The sequence below is a fragment of the Duganella sp. AC917 genome (assembly GCF_979258245.1).
In genome coordinates this window covers 6,057,656-6,074,398 of the sequence record NZ_OZ409848.1, presented here as the reverse complement: position 1 = coordinate 6,074,398, position 16,743 = coordinate 6,057,656, and the positions used below count along the sequence as shown (strand labels likewise).

The 16,743-nt window shown below is 62.1% G+C and carries 18 protein-coding genes; 10 read left to right on the top strand and 8 right to left on the bottom strand.

All coding sequences use genetic code 11. The features are described from left to right. Window positions 1-32: 32 nt before the first annotated feature. The 5 genes from ACZ0BA_RS26540 to ACZ0BA_RS26520 all read right to left on the bottom strand — a co-directional run bounded on the left by ACZ0BA_RS26540 (window position 33) and on the right by ACZ0BA_RS26520 (window position 5,234). Complete coding sequence (locus ACZ0BA_RS26540; RefSeq protein WP_463454121.1) at window positions 33-761, bottom strand: phosphatase PAP2 family protein; 729 nt, start codon at window positions 759-761, stop codon at window positions 33-35. Further along, a complete protein-coding gene (locus ACZ0BA_RS26535) occupies window positions 733-2,349 on the bottom strand; it encodes a phosphoethanolamine transferase (protein ID WP_463454120.1) in 1,617 nt (538 codons plus the stop codon). The genes ACZ0BA_RS26540 and ACZ0BA_RS26535 overlap by 29 nt, the downstream gene beginning before the upstream one ends. 181 nt (window positions 2,350-2,530) lie before the next feature. Beyond that, a complete protein-coding gene (locus ACZ0BA_RS26530) occupies window positions 2,531-3,757 on the bottom strand; it encodes a sensor histidine kinase (RefSeq protein WP_463454118.1) in 1,227 nt (408 codons plus the stop codon). Beyond that, entirely contained in the window at window positions 3,744-4,433 is a 690-nt protein-coding gene (locus tag ACZ0BA_RS26525; protein ID WP_463454117.1) for a response regulator transcription factor, read from the bottom strand. Before ACZ0BA_RS26525 ends, ACZ0BA_RS26530 begins: the two co-directional genes overlap by 14 nt. 24 nt (window positions 4,434-4,457) lie before the next feature. Then, window positions 4,458-5,234, bottom strand: a complete 777-nt coding sequence (locus tag ACZ0BA_RS26520) for an enoyl-CoA hydratase (RefSeq protein WP_463454116.1) — start codon at window positions 5,232-5,234, stop codon at window positions 4,458-4,460. Between the two features lie 72 nt (window positions 5,235-5,306). Here ACZ0BA_RS26520 and ACZ0BA_RS26515 point away from each other — a divergent pair, with 72 nt between their 5' ends. Both ACZ0BA_RS26515 and ACZ0BA_RS26510 read left to right on the top strand, forming a co-directional pair. Beyond that, on the top strand, window positions 5,307-6,623 hold the full coding sequence (locus tag ACZ0BA_RS26515) for an MFS transporter (protein WP_463454115.1): 1,317 nt from the start codon (window positions 5,307-5,309) through the stop codon (window positions 6,621-6,623). A 78-nt stretch (window positions 6,624-6,701) separates the two neighbouring features. Next, window positions 6,702-7,139: a universal stress protein gene (locus tag ACZ0BA_RS26510; protein ID WP_463454114.1), complete on the top strand. Its 438-nt coding sequence runs from the start codon at window positions 6,702-6,704 to the stop codon at window positions 7,137-7,139. A 9-nt stretch (window positions 7,140-7,148) separates the two neighbouring features. On the opposite strand, the gene mltA is transcribed toward ACZ0BA_RS26510, so the two are convergent. Continuing rightward, window positions 7,149-8,372, bottom strand: a complete 1,224-nt coding sequence (gene mltA, locus ACZ0BA_RS26505; RefSeq protein WP_463454113.1) for a murein transglycosylase A — start codon at window positions 8,370-8,372, stop codon at window positions 7,149-7,151. 10 nt (window positions 8,373-8,382) lie between these two features. Between mltA and ACZ0BA_RS26500 the strand changes: the two genes are divergently transcribed. Further along, window positions 8,383-8,514 carry a hypothetical protein gene (locus ACZ0BA_RS26500; protein ID WP_463454112.1) on the top strand — a complete coding sequence of 44 codons (132 nt, stop codon included), beginning with the start codon at window positions 8,383-8,385 and terminating at the stop codon, window positions 8,512-8,514. A gap of 33 nt (window positions 8,515-8,547) precedes the next feature. Here the strand turns inward: ACZ0BA_RS26500 and apaG are convergent, their stop codons facing one another. Further along, complete coding sequence (apaG, locus tag ACZ0BA_RS26495; RefSeq protein ID WP_090326982.1) at window positions 8,548-8,922, bottom strand: Co2+/Mg2+ efflux protein ApaG; 375 nt, start codon at window positions 8,920-8,922, stop codon at window positions 8,548-8,550. A 176-nt stretch (window positions 8,923-9,098) separates the two neighbouring features. Here apaG and rpe point away from each other — a divergent pair, with 176 nt between their 5' ends. From rpe to trpC, 7 genes are all read left to right on the top strand, one after another. Beyond that, window positions 9,099-9,764 carry a ribulose-phosphate 3-epimerase gene (gene rpe / locus ACZ0BA_RS26490; protein WP_463454111.1) on the top strand — a complete coding sequence of 222 codons (666 nt, stop codon included), beginning with the start codon at window positions 9,099-9,101 and terminating at the stop codon, window positions 9,762-9,764. 1 nt (window position 9,765) lies between these two features. Further along, complete coding sequence (locus tag ACZ0BA_RS26485) at window positions 9,766-10,449, top strand: phosphoglycolate phosphatase (RefSeq protein WP_463454110.1); 684 nt, start codon at window positions 9,766-9,768, stop codon at window positions 10,447-10,449. Between the two features lie 212 nt (window positions 10,450-10,661). After that, window positions 10,662-12,158 (top strand): anthranilate synthase component I, encoded by a 1,497-nt coding sequence (gene trpE, locus ACZ0BA_RS26480; protein WP_463454109.1) that lies wholly within the window; start codon window positions 10,662-10,664, stop codon window positions 12,156-12,158. 1 nt (window position 12,159) lies between these two features. Next, the gene (locus ACZ0BA_RS26475) at window positions 12,160-12,723 is read left to right on the top strand and encodes an anthranilate synthase component II (protein ID WP_332854901.1); all 564 of its coding nucleotides are present in this window, start codon (window positions 12,160-12,162) and stop codon (window positions 12,721-12,723) included. A 62-nt stretch (window positions 12,724-12,785) separates the two neighbouring features. Continuing rightward, on the top strand, window positions 12,786-13,823 hold the full coding sequence (trpD, locus tag ACZ0BA_RS26470; protein WP_463454108.1) for an anthranilate phosphoribosyltransferase: 1,038 nt from the start codon (window positions 12,786-12,788) through the stop codon (window positions 13,821-13,823). 12 nt (window positions 13,824-13,835) lie between these two features. Continuing rightward, a complete protein-coding gene (locus tag ACZ0BA_RS26465; protein WP_463454107.1) occupies window positions 13,836-14,501 on the top strand; it encodes a LysE family translocator in 666 nt (221 codons plus the stop codon). 7 nt (window positions 14,502-14,508) lie between these two features. Next, on the top strand, window positions 14,509-15,309 hold the full coding sequence (gene trpC, locus ACZ0BA_RS26460) for an indole-3-glycerol phosphate synthase TrpC (RefSeq protein ID WP_463454105.1): 801 nt from the start codon (window positions 14,509-14,511) through the stop codon (window positions 15,307-15,309). A gap of 29 nt (window positions 15,310-15,338) precedes the next feature. Here trpC and ACZ0BA_RS26455 read toward each other — a convergent pair whose 3' ends face one another. Continuing rightward, entirely contained in the window at window positions 15,339-16,547 is a 1,209-nt protein-coding gene (locus ACZ0BA_RS26455; protein WP_463454104.1) for a GGDEF domain-containing protein, read from the bottom strand. Window positions 16,548-16,743 lie beyond the last annotated feature (196 nt).

Below are 16,743 nucleotides of genomic sequence, written 5' to 3'. Positions count from 1 at the left end.
CAACTCACGGGATTGTGACCTAATTTCCCGAATCAGGCCAATTCCGCACGGCGCTCCGCCGGTCTGAGCGCGCGGTAGAGCGCGTCGACGACGAAAACCGCGATCCACATCGACCAGAGCGTATGCGTCAGAAAGTGCGCCCCGCGCAATTGCTGCATCCAGCCGACCTCCAGGCCAAACGCCAGCATCGCGCAGCCCACGGCGGCCGCCATCCGGGGACGATGCGGCAACCAGAACACGGCTAGCGCCACCAGCCATAAAGCGCTGGACGCATGGCCGCCCGGCAGGCACTGCCCCGGCGACACGCCGGCCGGCAAAAACTCCAGCAGCCGCACATAGGGCTCGTGGCCGCCGTAGCGTTGCAAGTCCCAAGGGCAATGGGAATCGCTGAAATGTTTCAATACGCTGATGCAGCTTGGCACCAGGATCGCCGACAACGCCAGCACGCGCAGGCCGACCCGGCGCGGTCCGTTCCAGCGGGACTGCGGACGTGCCCAATCCCATGCGGCCAGGGCAACGGCCGTCACGCCCATTACCTGCAGGATGGTCTTCAATATGCCGTGATTGAACCGCTCGGCCAGCCAGGCGTGCTGCCAGGGAAACGTGCCGCTGGCGCGGTCGAACATGGCGTCGGCCAGCGCCAAGTCGATATCGGTATAGTTACCGATCCAGAGGATTAAGATGCCCGATAGTATTAAAGCACTGTCGATAGTGCGCAGCGCGCCGCGTTGTTTAAGACTGGTTAGCGAGCGTACAGGCATGGAATATATCAAGTCGAGGATTGTAGACGGCGGTGCTGATGTTCAGCATGCCGAGGAATGAATGGAACACATTGTCGTGCGAGAACTCCTGCCCACGACGCGCCTCCAGGCAGCGCTGGTCCAGGTTGAAACGGTCGCGGTAGCCCTGGTCCAGCCACAGCATGAAGGGCACATGGCGCTGCTCGTCCGGCGAGATGAAATACGGCGCGCCGTGCAAGTACATATTCTTTTCGCCCAGCGATTCGCCGTGGTCCGAGAAGTACATGAACGCGGTGTCGACATTGTCGGCGGCGCCGGCCGCGCGCAACACGTCGATGGTCTTGCTCAGGAAATGGTCGGTATAGGCGATGGTGTTGTCATAGGCCGCCACGATGGACTCGCGAGAGCACTTTTCCAGCTCGTTGCTGGTGCATACCGGCCCAAAACGCTGAAACGCGGGCGGATAGCGCTTCCAGTACGCCGGTCCGTGACTGCCCTTCTGGTGCAGCACGATGACCAGGTCCTGCTTGGCGTCGCGGATGATTTCCGGCAGGCCCTGCAGCATGCGCTCGTCAAAGCACTCCTCGTCATTGCAGAACGGATCTCCAGCCTTCGGCTTCGACATGTCCTCATACGTCACGCGGTCGCACACGCCTTTGCAACCCGAATTATTGTCCCGCCACAGCACCTGCAAGCCGGCATGGCTAAGCACGTCGAGCAACCCCTCCTGCGCCTTCGCCTTGTCCTCGGAATAATTGACACGGGCGAAGCCGGAGAACAGGCAGGGAACGGAAATGGCCGTAGCCGTGCCGCACGATTGCACATTGTTAAAATTGAGCAGTCCCGCCTGACGCGACAACATCGGATTGGTGTCGCGCTTGTAACCATTGAGCGAGAAGTTCATCGCCCGCGCGGTTTCGCCGACCACCATGATGGTGACCGTGCGGCGCTTTTGCTGCGCCCACAAGGTACCCTTCATGGCGTCGCTGCCGAGCGGCGCGATAACCGTCGCGCGCGCCATTTTATGCTTGACGAAGGAGTTGCCCGCCTGGATGACATTGGTGGGCGTCAGCAGAAACCGCATCTGGCGGTACTCGCGCACGGCCGGCGCCAGGGTTTTGAAAAACACCATCATCAGCGCGCCGGCAACCAGCAGGGATACGACGATCACGGCGGGATTGATCAGCAGCGCGCGGCGCAGTGGCGGAAACTCCAGTTTGAGGTGATACACCAGCAATGAAGGCAACACACCCAGTAGCGCGATCGTCAGCACCAGGCTTACGCTAAGCAGCTCGGTGGCCTCGTGGACATCGGTTTCCATCACGTTCTGCAACATCGAAGCGTCGATGGCGATGCCATAGCGGTTCATGAAATAGCTGCTGGACGCGGTGACGAAAAACAGCAGGATCAGCACCGGCTTGATCACGTAGCGGAAGCTGAAGACAGTCAGGAAAGCGTTGAACGCCAACGTCAGCAGCGTGAACGACGCCAGATACAGCGGCACATTGGCCAGTTGCACACCGCCAGTGGCAACAAAGAAGATTTGCCAAAAGCTAAAGTTGTACACCAATACAAAGAAAGCGGCAGCAGCGAGGGTCAAGTGTTGCACATGGACGTGCCGCGATGCCAGGAACGGTTTGACGCGCAATAACGGCAGCAACCGCGCGCGATGATGACTAAGACTTAAATTCGGATGTACGTTCAACGGAGACTCCTCAATTCCAGCCTCCACCTTAGTCACCCGCCAGTCAACTCCGCGTCAAAGATGCGTTAAATTTACGTTAAATGCCTCATGGAAATCGAATTTCGAACACGCTGCCACCGCCGGCGCGCTCGCTGTACTCAAGATCCGCCCCAAGATAGGCGCAGATGCGCTGCACCAGGCCCAAGCCGAGTCCGGTGCCCGACGATCCGCTGGCCGTGATGGGGATGGCCTCGTTCACCAGACGCGCGCGGGCCGCCGCCGGCAAGCCGGGACCGGTATCCTCGACGATCAGCGAACGGCCGGCCAGGCGCACCACCACCTCGCCCTGCATGGTGTAAAGGCATGCATTCCGCACCAGATTGCCAATGGCGGCAATCAACAGTTCGCGCGGCGCGTAAATCATGAAATCGTCGCCGCCGGCATAGCGCAGCTCCAACGGCTTGGACACCGTCAAGCTCTGGCATCGCGCCGCTTCCTCGCTCGCCAGCCCGGCGGCCGACACCGACGTCATCTCCAGCATGTCCGGCGAGCGCGCCAACCGCAACAGCACCGTGACGGAATCCGAGGCGTCGCGCGCGGCGCGATAGATGCGCTCGGAAGCGGCCTGGATGGCGGGATTGGCATGGGCCTGCGTCATCAGGATTTCCGCCGCGCCCGTGATCACGGTCAGCGGCGTGCGCAACTCGTGGCTGACGTCGCCGGTGAAGAAACGCTCGCGGTCGAGAACTTCGGTCAACTCCTTGGTACGTGCCGAGAACGCGCGCGCCAGGATGCCCAGTTCGTCAGGGCTGTCCTGCAACGGCAGGTCCTTGCGGCGCGCCTGCACCGCCGAGGCCAGCCCCATGATCGGCGCGACCAGGCTGTTGCCGATGTACGCCCCGAACATCATCGAGCAAATCAAAAACCCAATAAACCCGATGGCAAACATGCCATACACCACGACCTCGATTTTTTCGTACGCGCTGGCATGGTCGACCACCGCGTACGGTCCGCTTTGGTCGTGCCCCGACCAGACATGCAAATCGACGCCATCGACCGTGATCTCGGTAGCACCTTCGGGCAATTCACGCAAAGAGAGCGGGATCTCGGCGCCGTGATGAAAACTCAGGCCGGCCGGCATTTCCACCGGCAAGCCGCCGGCGTGGCGCGGCGATGCCCAGGCGGCCACTTCCTGCAGGCGCTCGTCGACCAGTTTTACCTCGATGCCTTCGACGGCAACGGCGGCGATGACGGCGAAAAACAGGATGCCGGCGGCGGCGAAGGTCAGATAGGCGACGACGATGCGGCGGCGCAGGGATTTAAACGGTGGCATCGGAGGCTAGCAATTTGTAGCCGATGCCCGGAACGGTGCGCAGCATGGCGAATTCATATGGTTTGTCGAGCGCCTGGCGCAGCGCGTGGATATGCGTGCGCAGCGCGTCGCTGTCGGGACGGTCGTCGCCCCACACTTCCTGCTCCAGCAATTCACGCGGCACCAGCCTCGGCGCTTGCGTCATCAGGCATTTCAAAATGGTGTATCCGGTCTTGGTCAGGACCAGCGGCGTGCCGGCGCGCTTGACCTCGAAATTCTCGGTATCGAAGCGCAAGTCGCCGACGCTGAGCACGGCGGCGCCGGTGGTCTGTCCACGCGCGCGGCGCAGCAGGGCATTCAGGCGCACCTCGAGTTCGACCAGCGAAAACGGCTTGACCAGATAGTCGTCGGCGCCGCTGTCGAAACCGGCGACCTTGTCTTCCAGCGTATCGCGCGCCGTCAGCATCAGCACCGGCGTGGCGTCGCGCAATTCGCTGCGCAGCTTCTGGCACAGCTCCAATCCCGTCATGCCGGGCAGCATGACGTCCAGCACGATGACGTCGTACTCGTGCTGTGCCGCCAACGCCAGGCCGGCGTAGCCGTTCGCGGCCGAATCGAGCACGTGCCCTTTTGCCTCCAGAAAGGCGTACAGGTTCGCCAGAATGTCGGGATTGTCTTCAATAATCAGGATGCGCATGACAGTCTAGCGTCCACCTTACAGTTACAGGCCATCGAAATTGGGCGACCGTTTTTCCAGGAACGCCTTCATGCCTTCTTTTTGAGCAGGCGTGCCGAACGCGGCGTGGAACAGACGGCGCTCGTAACCCACGCCTTCCGTCAGCGGCACCTCGAAGGCACGGTTGACGGCATCCTTGACCATCATCGCCACCGAAGTCGGCATGGCGGCGATGATGGTCGCCGCGGCCAGCGTTTCCTCGATCAGCTTGTCGGCCGGGACGATGCGCGACACCAGGCCGATACGCTCGGCCTCGACCGCGTCGATGGTGCGGGCGGTCAACAGCATATCCATCGCCTTGGCCTTGCCGATCGCGCGCGGCAGGCGCTGCGAGGCGCCCGCGCCGGGGGTGACGCCGATCTTGATCTCCGGCTGGCCGAACTTGGCGGTGTCGGCGGCGATCAGGAAGTCGCACATCATCGCCAGCTCGCAGCCGCCGCCCAGCGCGTAGCCGGCCACGGCGCCCACCACCGGTTTGCGCACGCGCAGGATGTGCTCCCAGTTGCGGCCGATGTAATTGTCGCGATAAGTATCCACATACGTATAGTCAACCATGGCGGCGATGTCGGCGCCGGCCGCGAAGGCTTTCTCGCTGCCGGTCAGGACGATGCAACCAATTGCCGGATCGGCATCAAACTTGAACAACGCCTCGCCAAGTTCGTTCATCATGCGGTCATTGAGCGCGTTCAGCGCCTTTGGACGGTTCAGACGGATCAACGCCACTTTGCCGTGCACTTCAACGATCAGGTCTTCATATTGCATGGTTGTTCCTCCACGATGGAATATTATGGGGTCGATTGTAGCTCCTATCCTTGCCGCTGGTATTATTGAACCTTGGCAACTTACTTCGGCGAGCTTCCCATTTTTACCTCCCTGCGCCGCCCGCTGCGCGACAAGCTGGCCGCTGACCCTCTGCTGGGCAACAGCGATTTTCTGCGTTACTGGTTCAGTGCCATCCTCAACGGCTTCGGTAGTTATGTCGGCGCGCTGGCCGTGCCGCTGTGCGCCGTATTACTGCTCAAGGCCACGCCGGCGCAGATGGGCATGTTGGGCGCGGCGGCGGCAATGCCGTTCGCCTTGTTCGCGCTGCCGGCCGGCGTGGTGCTGGACCGCAATCGCAAGCTGCCGATTCTTCTGGCGAGCAAAGCCATCCAGGCCGCCGCACTGTTCAGCATCCCCGCCGCTTACTGGATGGGCGTGCTGTCGGTCGAATGGATGTACGCGGTCGCCTTCACCACCGGCGCCTGCAATGTTGTCGGCGGCGGCGCCGAGCAGGTGTTCCTGACCAACCTGATCGGTCGCGAGCGCCTGATGGACGCGCAATCAAAATTCGCCGCCACCGACTCGGCCTCGCGGTTGCTGGCGCCGGGCCTGGCCGGCGTGCTGATCCAATGGCTCACCGCGCCCTACGCGGTGCTGCTCAACGCCTTTGGTTTCGTGATGTCGATCCTGTTGCTGCGCAATCTGAAAGCCAACGATCCGCAACCGGCGCCGTCCGACAAACACCCGTTGCGCGACATCCGCGACGGCCTGCAATTCATCTGGAAGCAGCCATTGCTGCGCACCCTGGCCTGGAGCGTGGGCGCCTGGCACATGCTGTTTTACGGTTACGCGGCGCTGGCGGTGCTGTTCGCCACGCGCGACCTGGGCATGAGCGCGGGCATGCTGGGGGCCGCGCAAATGGTCGGCGGCCTCGGCGTGCTGGCCAGCTCGATGCTGCTCAAGCCGCTGAGCCAGCGTTTCGGCGCCAACGGCACCATCCTGATCGGCATCGGCCTGACCGCCGTCGCCTTTACGCTGATGCCGATGATACCGGCGGGGCTGTTCGGCTACCCGATGGCCAGCGCGGTGGCGTGCGCGGCCCTGTCGTTCTTCCTCGACTGCGGCGTGATGCTGTTTGTCATGCCTTATATGGCCGTCAGGCAGAAAGTCACACCGGACGCCTACCTCGGCCGCATGGTGTCGACGATGCGCTTCCTGACCATCGCGGTGGCGCCGCTGGGCGCGCTGACGGCCGGCTATATCGGCGAACATTTCAGCGTCCGCACCGGCCTGGCGTGCGTGGCGGTGGGCGCCATCGTACTGACCGCTTGCATGGCCATGTCAGCGTCGCTGCGCGAGGCCGAACAGCCGGCGGTGGCCCCGACGTAATCGTCCCTACCGTGCGCCGGAAATCCGGCCAAGCCATTAGGCTGACTCCAGTATCAACGATCCTGCCAGGAGTGCGCCATGTTCAAAACTATACTACTGCCGACCGACGGCTCGGAGCTGTCGGACAAGGCGACCGCGAAAGCGGTCGAGTTCGCGAAACTGAATCGCGCCAAGATCGTCGGCGTCACCGTGATCCAGCCGTTGCCGCTGGCGACGCTGGGCGACGGCAGCGGCGTGATCGATTCCGGCGAGCTTGCCGTCAAGATGCAGGAAGCCGCGCGCAGCTATATCGACAAGGTGGCCGCGGCAGCGCGCGCGGCCGACCTTCCATTCGAAGGGGTGATTTCAGTGTCGCACACCCCGTACGAGGAGATCGTCGAGGCGGCGAAAAAATTCGACTGCGACCTGATCATGATGGCGTCGCACGGCCACAAGGGCATCAACAAACTGCTGCTGGGCAGCCAGACCGACAAGGTGCTGGCGAACACCACGCTGCCGGTGCTGGTGTTGCGCTAGCGTCAGCGGTTACGGCTGTTTGGGCAACAACACCCAGACATTGCCGCGCTGCTTCATGCGGCCGGCGTTTTCGGCCGCCTCGGTGCCGAAGCCGAAGAAATAATCGACGCGGATCGCGCCCCGGATCGCGCCACCGGTATCCTGCGCCATCACCAGGCGCTGCAGCGGAATATCGCTGTTCGGCTGCGTGGTGGCCAGGAACACCGGCGCGCCCAGCGGCAGCTGCGAGGCATCGATCGCCACCGAACGCTGCGGCGTCAGCGGCACGCCCTGCGCGCCCTTAGGACCGACTTTAGGGTCCGGCAGCCGCTCTTCCTTGAAAAACACATAGCTCGGGTTCGCATTGAACAGCTCCTGCATGCGGGTCGGATGGCCGGCGACCCAGGCCTTGATGCCCTGCGCCGACGCCTGCTGCAGCGTCAACTCGCCCTTGTCCACCAGATACTTGCCGATCGATTTGTACGGATGACCGTTCTGGTCGGCATACGCCACGCGCACGGTTTCCTGCGTGTCGGTCAGCTGGACGCGGCCCGAACCCTGCACCTGCAGGAAGAACGCTTCGACCGGATCGTCGACCCACAATAATTCCTTGCCGGTGAAATCGGCCTTCTCGATCTCGGCGCGGGTCGCGTACGGCACCAATTTCTTGCCGACCAGCTTGCCGCGCAGGCGCATGCCCTTCAGCTCGGGATAGACGCCGGCCAGGTCGACGGTGATCATGTCCTCCGGCACCTTGAACAGCGGCGTTTGATACGGGCCGCCCTTTTTACGGGCGCCACGCAGCAGCGGCTCGTAGTAACCGGTGACCAGCCCATCGGTGGCGCCGTCCGGCGCAATCACCTGGTTCGGCACCATGAACGACTCGAAGAAGGTGCGGATGGCCTTGTCGTCAGCGGCGTCGACACTGCGCGCGATCGAGCACGATTCCTTCCACATCGGCTGCTTGACCAGCACCGTGCACGAGGACATGAAGGCCGGCCAGGCGGCGCGCACATCATCGCGGTCCCAGCCGGGCAGCGCGGCAAAGGTGGTCGGCACCATCCGCAGCGCGGTCGGAGCGGGCGGCGTGGCAGGCGCCGTCGGCGTGGCGGGTGCGGAAGGTACGGCGGGCACGCTTGGCGGCGTCGGCTGGCCCGCCGGCGTTTGCGGCGGGATCGGCGTGGTGGTGCACGCAGCCAGCGAAAGCGCGACGACGGACAGCGGAACGAGTAGACTACGACGTGTAAATGACATAAGGATAGCTATGTGGGTATTGATGTTGGAAGCATGCGTGGCGTTTTTCCTGCTGGTATTCATCGTCTGGTGGACGATGTACCAGGGCAAAGGCAAAGCCAAAAAGTTGCCCCCGCCTGAACAGGATAACGATCCGAAATAAGGGAAGAAGCCGCGCGGCCGGCAAGCACGCGGATCAGTGAAGCGTGCGCGGCAGCGACAGCACGAACTCGGGGATCTTGGCCTCGAACTGGTGGCCATCCTCGGCCACGCAGAAATATTCGCCGACCATCGAGCCCTGCTGGGTTTGCAACGCGGTGCCGCTGGTGTATTCGAAATGTTCGCCCGGCTGCAGCAGCGGCTGATGGCCGACCACGCCCAGTCCGCGTACCTCTTCGATGTGGTTGTTGGCGTCGGTGATGACCCAGTGGCGCGAGATCAGTTGCGCGGCCACGGTACCGGTGTTTTTGATCGTGATCGAATAGGTGAACACGAAATTGGTGCGTTCCGGATCGGATTGATCCGGCAGGTACTGGGTTCTGACCGACACAGTAAATTCATAAGTGGCCATCGAAATTCCTTAAGGCTGAGGCGTGGGGTCGTAAAAAGATCAATTGCGATTGTATATCGTCGGGAGCCCATTGCACCGCAAATCCGCAACCGGTGCAAGGAAGACGCGGCCGAAAACGGGCGCGGCCGGGCCGGGCAGCGTAAAATAGCGCATCTTTTTAATGCAGGCCTCACGTCATGTCCAATTTCCGTATCGCTCCAAGCATCTTGTCCGCCGACTTCGCCCGTCTGGGTGAAGAGGTACGCAACGTCGTCACCGCCGGCGCCGACATCATTCACTTTGACGTGATGGACAACCATTATGTTCCGAACCTGACCATCGGCCCGCTGGTATGCCAGGCCATCCGCCCGCATGTGGACGTGCCGATCGACGTGCACCTGATGGTCAAACCGGTCGACCGCCTCATTCCCGACTTCGCCAAGGCCGGCGCCAACATCATCACCTTCCACCCGGAAGCGTCCGAGCACATCGACCGCTCGCTGCAACTGATCCGCGACCACGGATGCAAGGCCGGCCTGGTGTTCAATCCGGCCACCCCGCTGAGCTACCTGGAGCACGTAATGGACAAGATCGACATGATCCTGATCATGTCGGTCAACCCGGGCTTCGGCGGCCAGTCCTTCATTCCGCACGCGCTCAAAAAGATCGCCGAAGCGCGCCGCCTGATCGACGACTCGGGCCGCGACATCATGCTGGAAGTGGACGGCGGCATCAAGATCGACAATATCGCGGCGGCAGCGGCCGCCGGCGCCGACACCTTCGTGGCAGGCTCGGCCATCTTCGGCCAGCCGGACTACAAGGCCGTCATCGACGCCATGCGCGCCAACCTGGCGGCGATTTAAGATGAGCGTGCTGGCAGGCGTACGCGCCGCAATCATCGACCTCGACGGCACCATGCTGGATACGATTCCTGACTTCCACGTGGCGATCAACGGCATGCTTGACGAACTGGGCCTCGATTCCATCGAGCAAGAGCAGATCGCGCTGATGGTTGGGAAAGGTTCGGAAAACCTGATCCGCTCGGTGCTGGCGCTACAGGCGGACGCGGCCGGCGTCGAGCAACGCTTCGACGCGGCGATGGACGCCTACCAGCGACACTACCTGGGCATCAACGGCCAGCACAGCACGCTGTACCCGGACGTGATCGAAGGCTTGACGGCGATGAAGGCCAACGGCCTGCGCCTGGCCTGCGTGACCAACAAGCCGATCGCCTTCACCACGCCGCTGCTCAAGCTAAAGGGCCTGGACGGCTTTTTCGACGTGGTCTACGGCGGCGATTCCTTGCCGCGCAAGAAGCCCGATCCGCTGCCGCTGCAAACCGTGTGCGCCGATTTCGATCTGCCGCCAGCGCAAGTGGTGGCCATCGGCGACTCCTCGAACGACGCGCAAGCAGCCCGGGCTGCGGGTTGCCCGGTGTTGACGGTGCCCTATGGCTACAATCACGGACAGTCTATACACGGGATCGATTCCGATGGTATAGTAGACACGCTGCTCGAAGCGGCAAGCCGTATTAGTTCGCAAAATTAACCTTTAGCTGAACCACACCTGACCGAATGTCTTCCATCAAAAAACACAATGTCAACCAAACCGGCTCGATTGAGGCCTGGCTTTGGCGACGCTGGCAATCCTGGCAAAACTAAGCCGAACTGATTGCTGTCGCACGTGCACGCGCACCCGACAGGTTTTTTGACAACCCACCGCCAACCCACACCCCTATGTTGGCGGCATGGAGACAAGACATGACCGAACTCGAATTCAAATCGTTGGCCAACGAAGGCTACAACCGCGTCCCGCTGATCGCCGAAGCCTTCGCCGACCTCGAAACTCCGCTCACGCTGTACCTGAAACTGGCCCAGACCCAGAACGCCGGCAAGAACACCTTCCTGCTTGAATCGGTGGTCGGCGGCGAGCGTTTCGGCCGCTTTTCCTTCATCGGCCTGCCGGCGACGACCGTGCTGCGTACCTTCGGCACGCGCACCGAGATCGTCAAGAACGGCGCCGTGATCGAAACCCATGAAGGCAATCCGCTCGAATTCGTCGAGGCGTACCAGAAGCGCTTTAAAGTCGCGCTGCGCCCTGGCATGCCGCGCTTCTGCGGCGGCCTGGCCGGCTACTTCGGCTACGACACCGTGCGCCACATCGAAAAAACCCTGGCCAACACGCAGCCGAAGGACGATCTGGGCCTGCCCGACATCCAGCTGATGGTGACCGAGGAACTGGCCGTCATCGACAACCTCTCCGGCAAGCTGTATCTGATCGTGTACGCCGACACCACACAGCCGGAATCCTTCAGCAAGGCGCGCCAGCGCCTGAAGGACCTGCGCATGATGCTGCGCCGTGGCGTCGACGCGCCGGTGACCAGCGCCTCGGTGCGCACCGAAACCATCCGCGACTTCCCGAAAGAGGAGTACCTGAAGGCGGTCGCCAAGGCCCACGAATACGTGATGGCCGGCGACTTGATGCAGGTGCAGATCGGCCAGCGCATCCGCAAGCCTTACGTCGATTCGCCGCTGACTTTGTACCGCGCACTGCGCTCGCTGAACCCGTCGCCGTATATGTACTTCTACAATTTCGGCGACATGCAGATCGTCGGCGCGTCGCCGGAGATTTTGGTGCGCAACGAAACCCTCCCGGACGGCGAGAAAAAAGTCACGCTGCGCCCGATCGCCGGCACCCGTCCGCGCGGTTCGACGCCGGAGCGCGACGCCGAACTGGCCAGGGAACTGCTGGCCGATCCGAAAGAGATCGCCGAACACGTGATGCTGATCGACCTGGCGCGCAATGACCTGGGCCGCATCTCCGAGATCGGCAGCGTCAAGGTCACCGACCGCCTGGTCATCGAAAAATACTCGCATGTGCAGCACATCGTCTCCAACGTCGAGGGTAAGCTCAAAGACGGCCTGTCGAACCTGGACGTGCTGCGCGCCACCTTCCCGGCCGGCACCCTGACCGGCGCGCCGAAAGTGCGCGCGATGGAAGTGATCGACGAGCTGGAAATCTCCAAGCGCGGCATTTATGGCGGCGCCTGCGGCTACCTGTCGTTCGGCGGCGAGATGGATGTCGCCATCGCCATCCGCACCGGCGTGATCAAGGACGGCATGCTGTACGTGCAGGCCGCCGCCGGCATCGTCGCCGACTCGGTGGCCGAGATGGAATGGCAGGAAACCGAAAACAAGGCGCGCGCCGTGCTGCGCGCCGCCGAACAAGTGCAAGATGGCCTGGATGGGGAGTTCTGAGATGCTGCTAATGATCGACAACTACGACTCCTTCACCTACAACATCGTGCAGTATTTCGGCGAACTGGGTGAGGATGTGCGCGTGTACCGCAACGATGAAATCACGATCGCTGAAATCGAGGCGCTGAACCCGGACCATATCTGCATCTCGCCGGGTCCGAAAGACCCGTCGCAAGCCGGCATCTCGATCGAGGTGCTCAAGCACTTCGCCGGCAAAAAGCCGATCCTCGGCGTGTGCCTCGGCCACCAGGCCATCGGCGAAGCGTTCGGCGGCAAAGTCATACGCGCCAAGCAGGTCATGCATGGCAAAACTTCTTTAATCGCGCATACGGGCGTGGGCGTCTTCAAGGACCTGCCCTCCCCGTTCACGGTGATCCGCTACCACTCGCTGGCAATCGAACGCAGCTCGCTGCCGTCCTGCCTCGAAGTGACGGCATGGACCGATGACGGTGAAATCATGGGCGTGCGCCACAAGGAGTACGACATCGAGGGTGTTCAATTCCACCCCGAATCCATCCTGTCGGAACACGGTCACGCACTGCTGAAGAACTTCCTGGTTCGTTAAGCGGCGCGCCGCCCCTCGGGGGCCGGCTCCCCATCGCGCGTTAAAATAAAGAAGGAACTGCCATGGCTATCACCCATCAAGAAGCACTGCTGCGCTGTATCGAACACCGCGAGATTTTCCACGACGAGATGCTGCACCTGTTCCGCCAGATCATGTCCGGCGAGATGTCGCCAACCATGATCGCGGCCCTGACCATGGGCCTGCGCGTGAAAAAAGAAACCATCGGCGAGATCGCCGCCGCCGCGCAAGTGATGCGCGAGTTCTCCACCAAGGTGCCGATGGCCGACACCACCGGCCTGCTCGACATCGTCGGCACCGGCGGCGACGGCGCGCACACATTCAACATCTCCACCGCGTCGATGTTCGTGGCGGCGGCGGCCGGCGCGCGCGTGGCCAAGCACGGCGGGCGCAGCGTGTCGTCGTCGTCCGGCAGCGCAGACGTCATCGAATCGCTGGGCGCCAACATCAACCTCAAGCCCGAGCAGATCGCGCAATCGATCGCGCAGACCGGCATCGGTTTCATGTTCGCGCCCAACCACCACGCCGCAATGAAGCACGCCGCGCCGGTGCGCAAGGAGCTGGGCGTGCGCACCATCTTCAACATCCTGGGACCGCTGACCAATCCGGCCGGCGCGCCCAATATCCTGATGGGTGTTTTCCACGCCGACCTGGTGGGTATTCAGGTACGCGTGCTGCAGCGCCTCGGCGCGCAGCATGCCATCGTGGTCTATGGCCGCGACAACATGGATGAAGTGTCGCTGGGCGCCGGCACCCTGGTCGGTGAACTGATCGACGGCGAGATCCGCGAATACGAAATCCATCCGGAAGACTTCGGCCTGCCGATGATCGCCAGCCGCAACCTGAAGGTGGCCAACGCCGCCGAATCGAAGGCGAAGATGATGGAAGCGCTGCGCGGAGAGCCCGGCGCGGCGTTCGACATCGTCTCGCTGAACGCCGGCACGGCGCTGTACGCGGCCGGCGTAGCCAGCTCGATCGAGGACGGCCTGGCGCGCGCGCGCGTGGCCATCAACTCCGGCGATGCGCTGAAAAAGATCGAGCAATTCGTGCAGGTCACGCAAAGCCTCGGCTCCACCAACTAAAGGGCGGCGTTCATGTACGGCATCCACGACCTGACGCTGTTTATCATCTCCGGCCTGCTGCTCAACATCATGCCCGGTCCCGATTCGCTGCTGATCATGACGCGCAGCGCGACCCAGGGCTGGCGCGCCGGTTCGGCCGCGGCGCTGGGCATCGGCGCCGGCACCATGATCCATATTTTCGCCGCCGCGCTGGGTTTGTCGGCGCTGCTGTCGACGTCCGCCGCCGCCTTCACGGTGGTCAAGTGGGTGGGCGCCGCGTACATCATCTACGTCGGCATCGGCATGCTGCGCGCCAGGCTGCGCGGCGAGGCCGAGGCGAAGACCGATGACGCCCTGGCCGCCGCCACCGCCGCCGCGCGTCTGCCCTACCGCAGGATCTTCTTCCAGGGTTTTTTGACCAATGTGCTGAACCCCAAGGTGGCCTTGTTCTTCCTGGCGTTCGTACCGCAGTTTATCTCGGCCGATTCGTCCAGCAAGCCGCTGGCGTTCGTCATCCTCGGCTGCATCTTCAATATCAACGGCATGTTATGGTGTAACGGCCTGGCCGTCTTCACCGCCTTCGCCAGCGCGCGGCTCAAGGTCAAGCCGCTGGTCGCCCTTTGGCTCAACCGCGTCACCGGCGGCCTTTTCGTCGCACTCGGCCTGCGCCTGGCGCTGGCGGAACAACAATCATCCTAGGTCTATCATGTCCGACATCCTGAACAAAATCCTCGCGGTCAAAGCCGACGAAGTCGCCGCCGCCAAAAAACACCGCGGCTTCGCCAGCCTGCGCGCCGACGTCGAAGGCAATGCCGAACTGCGCGCCGACCTGCGCGGCTTCGAGGCCAGCCTGCGCGGGAAAATCGCCGCCGGTTCCGCCGGCGTGATCAGCGAAGTGAAAAAAGCGTCGCCGTCGAAGGGCGTGCTGCGCACGGACTTCCGCCCCGCCGACATCGCCGTCAGCTACGCCGCCAACGGCGCCGCATGCCTGTCGGTGCTGACGGACGAACAATTCTTCCAGGGCTCCGAGGCCTATTTGCGCCAGGCGCGCGCCGCCTGCGCGATTCCGGTGCTGCGCAAGGACTTCATGGTCGACATTTACCAGATCTATGAAGCGCGCGCGATGGGCGCGGACGCGATCCTGCTGATTGTCTCCGCGCTGGACCACGGCCTGATGGCGGAAATGGAAGCCTGCGCCCACGAGTTGGGCATGGGCGTGCTGGTCGAAACGCACGACGGCGACGAACTGACGGCCGCCCTGCGCCTCAACACCGCGCTGGTGGGCATCAACAACCGCAACCTGCGCACCTTCGAGACGTCGCTGGCGACCACCATCGGTCTGCTGGACCGCATTCCGCCCGAAAAACTGGTGATCACCGAATCCGGCATCATGGTGCCGGAAGACGTCAAGCTGATGCGCGACGCCAATGTTCACGCTTTCCTGGTCGGCGAAGCCTTCATGCGCGCGCCGGATCCGGGCGCCGAGCTGCACCGCCTGTTCAATTAAGCGGCCAGTTCGGCGAATTCAGGCGGACATCACGCCGACGCGTGCAGCGGTAACACCGCCTCGGCGGCGATCTCTATGCGGTCGCGGCCGCGTTCCTTGGCGCAATATAGCGCCCGGTCGGCACGCAGCAAAATATTGTCCAAATCCTCATCCGGACTGACCTGGCAGGCGATGCCAATGCTGACCGTATAGGGCGGCAAGGCGGCCGCCGCCGCGCTCTGCTCGCTATCCGTTTCCGAACGCGGCGCCCTGAGCACGGTCTGGATGCGCTCCGCGACATGGTGCGCCCGCTCCAGCCCGGTAGCCGGCAGCAACACGATGAATTCCTCGCCGCCGAACCGCGCAACATGGTCGGAGGCACGTAGCGCCTTCGCGATCACCGACGCCACGTCGGCAAGGACTCTATCGCCTGTAGAGTGTCCATAGCAATCGTTAATCGCCTTGAAGTAGTCCAGATCGATGCTGAGCATGGTCATGACGGTCTGTTCCCGGCGCATCAGCGCGTGTTCCTTGGCATAGACCTCGGTGAAACCCCGGCGATTCAGCACTTGCGTCAACGGATCGAGCGTCGAGCGGCGCTCCAGTATCACTTGCAAGCGGCGCGTGGCCACAGTCATGAATCCCACCGTTAATAGCAGCGTCATGAAGTGACTGGTGAGCAGATACAGGTTTTGATGCGTGCCGCTCACGAACAGATTCATATCTTCGCTGCTGTGGGTCATTGCCAGAACCCCGCGTATCAACACCACCACCGACTGGAACAACATCAGCAAACCAAAAAACATGGTCGAGAAATGACGCTCGCCATATCCCCATATCAGCACTACTTGATAGGAATATAAAACAAAAGCCAGAATCGAAAAGATGGCGAGACGCCCGGAGTAATCAGGATTAACGATCACGTAGTAACCGCTTGCGATCATTCCCAAAATCCAAACGAACTGAAATAACCACCACGAACACTCACGGCTGTAAAACATTTGCGTGCCGATCAGCCCAAAACCAAGTCCCCATAAAATAACGGCGTTCGCGCACAAGGGCGACAATATATTACCAAGCAGGCCGCTGGTCGAGGCGTAGATCCCCGACCCGAACGCCAGCAATATCAGGCTGATCGACCATTGTTTCAGCCCTTTAATTTCTCGGGGAAAACTCGAGTGTGCTGAATACAGGACGACACTCATCGCAACGGCCATCACGGTCGACAGCAAAACGATAGTGGCGGGATCGAGTGGCATAACTTGCGGATCGGTAGCTGACCAATGGAGAGTTATGGTTAAATTTTAAACCAGTTTCACAGTTGCCGGAAAATTAAGCTCGCGAAAAACGCTGCGCTGCACAAAAATCTGACACCTATGCCTACGCACGTGCCGAATTTTGGTGGTTACATGCCAATATTTAGCATGCAATGAACGAAAAGAAACCGCCAGCGCC

Excerpts from the sequence above, each read along its gene's own strand:
- ACZ0BA_RS26540 (WP_463454121.1), bottom strand. The coding sequence starts at position 761 with ATGCCTGTACGCTCGCTAACCAGTCTTAAACAACGCGGCGCGCTGCGC.
- ACZ0BA_RS26530 (WP_463454118.1), bottom strand. The coding sequence starts at position 3,757 with ATGCCACCGTTTAAATCCCTGCGCCGCCGCATCGTCGTCGCCTATCTG.
- ACZ0BA_RS26525 (WP_463454117.1), bottom strand. The coding sequence starts at position 4,433 with ATGCGCATCCTGATTATTGAAGACAATCCCGACATTCTGGCGAACCTG.
- ACZ0BA_RS26520 (WP_463454116.1), bottom strand. The coding sequence starts at position 5,234 with ATGCAATATGAAGACCTGATCGTTGAAGTGCACGGCAAAGTGGCGTTG.
- ACZ0BA_RS26510 (WP_463454114.1), top strand. The coding sequence starts at position 6,702 with ATGTTCAAAACTATACTACTGCCGACCGACGGCTCGGAGCTGTCGGAC.
- mltA (WP_463454113.1), bottom strand. The coding sequence starts at position 8,372 with ATGTCATTTACACGTCGTAGTCTACTCGTTCCGCTGTCCGTCGTCGCG.
- ACZ0BA_RS26500 (WP_463454112.1), top strand. The coding sequence starts at position 8,383 with ATGTGGGTATTGATGTTGGAAGCATGCGTGGCGTTTTTCCTGCTGGTA.
- apaG (WP_090326982.1), bottom strand. The coding sequence starts at position 8,922 with ATGGCCACTTATGAATTTACTGTGTCGGTCAGAACCCAGTACCTGCCG.
- rpe (WP_463454111.1), top strand. The coding sequence starts at position 9,099 with ATGTCCAATTTCCGTATCGCTCCAAGCATCTTGTCCGCCGACTTCGCC.
- ACZ0BA_RS26485 (WP_463454110.1), top strand. The coding sequence starts at position 9,766 with ATGAGCGTGCTGGCAGGCGTACGCGCCGCAATCATCGACCTCGACGGC.
- trpE (WP_463454109.1), top strand. The coding sequence starts at position 10,662 with ATGACCGAACTCGAATTCAAATCGTTGGCCAACGAAGGCTACAACCGC.
- ACZ0BA_RS26475 (WP_332854901.1), top strand. The coding sequence starts at position 12,160 with ATGCTGCTAATGATCGACAACTACGACTCCTTCACCTACAACATCGTG.
- trpD (WP_463454108.1), top strand. The coding sequence starts at position 12,786 with ATGGCTATCACCCATCAAGAAGCACTGCTGCGCTGTATCGAACACCGC.
- ACZ0BA_RS26465 (WP_463454107.1), top strand. The coding sequence starts at position 13,836 with ATGTACGGCATCCACGACCTGACGCTGTTTATCATCTCCGGCCTGCTG.
- trpC (WP_463454105.1), top strand. The coding sequence starts at position 14,509 with ATGTCCGACATCCTGAACAAAATCCTCGCGGTCAAAGCCGACGAAGTC.
- ACZ0BA_RS26455 (WP_463454104.1), bottom strand. The coding sequence starts at position 16,547 with ATGCCACTCGATCCCGCCACTATCGTTTTGCTGTCGACCGTGATGGCC.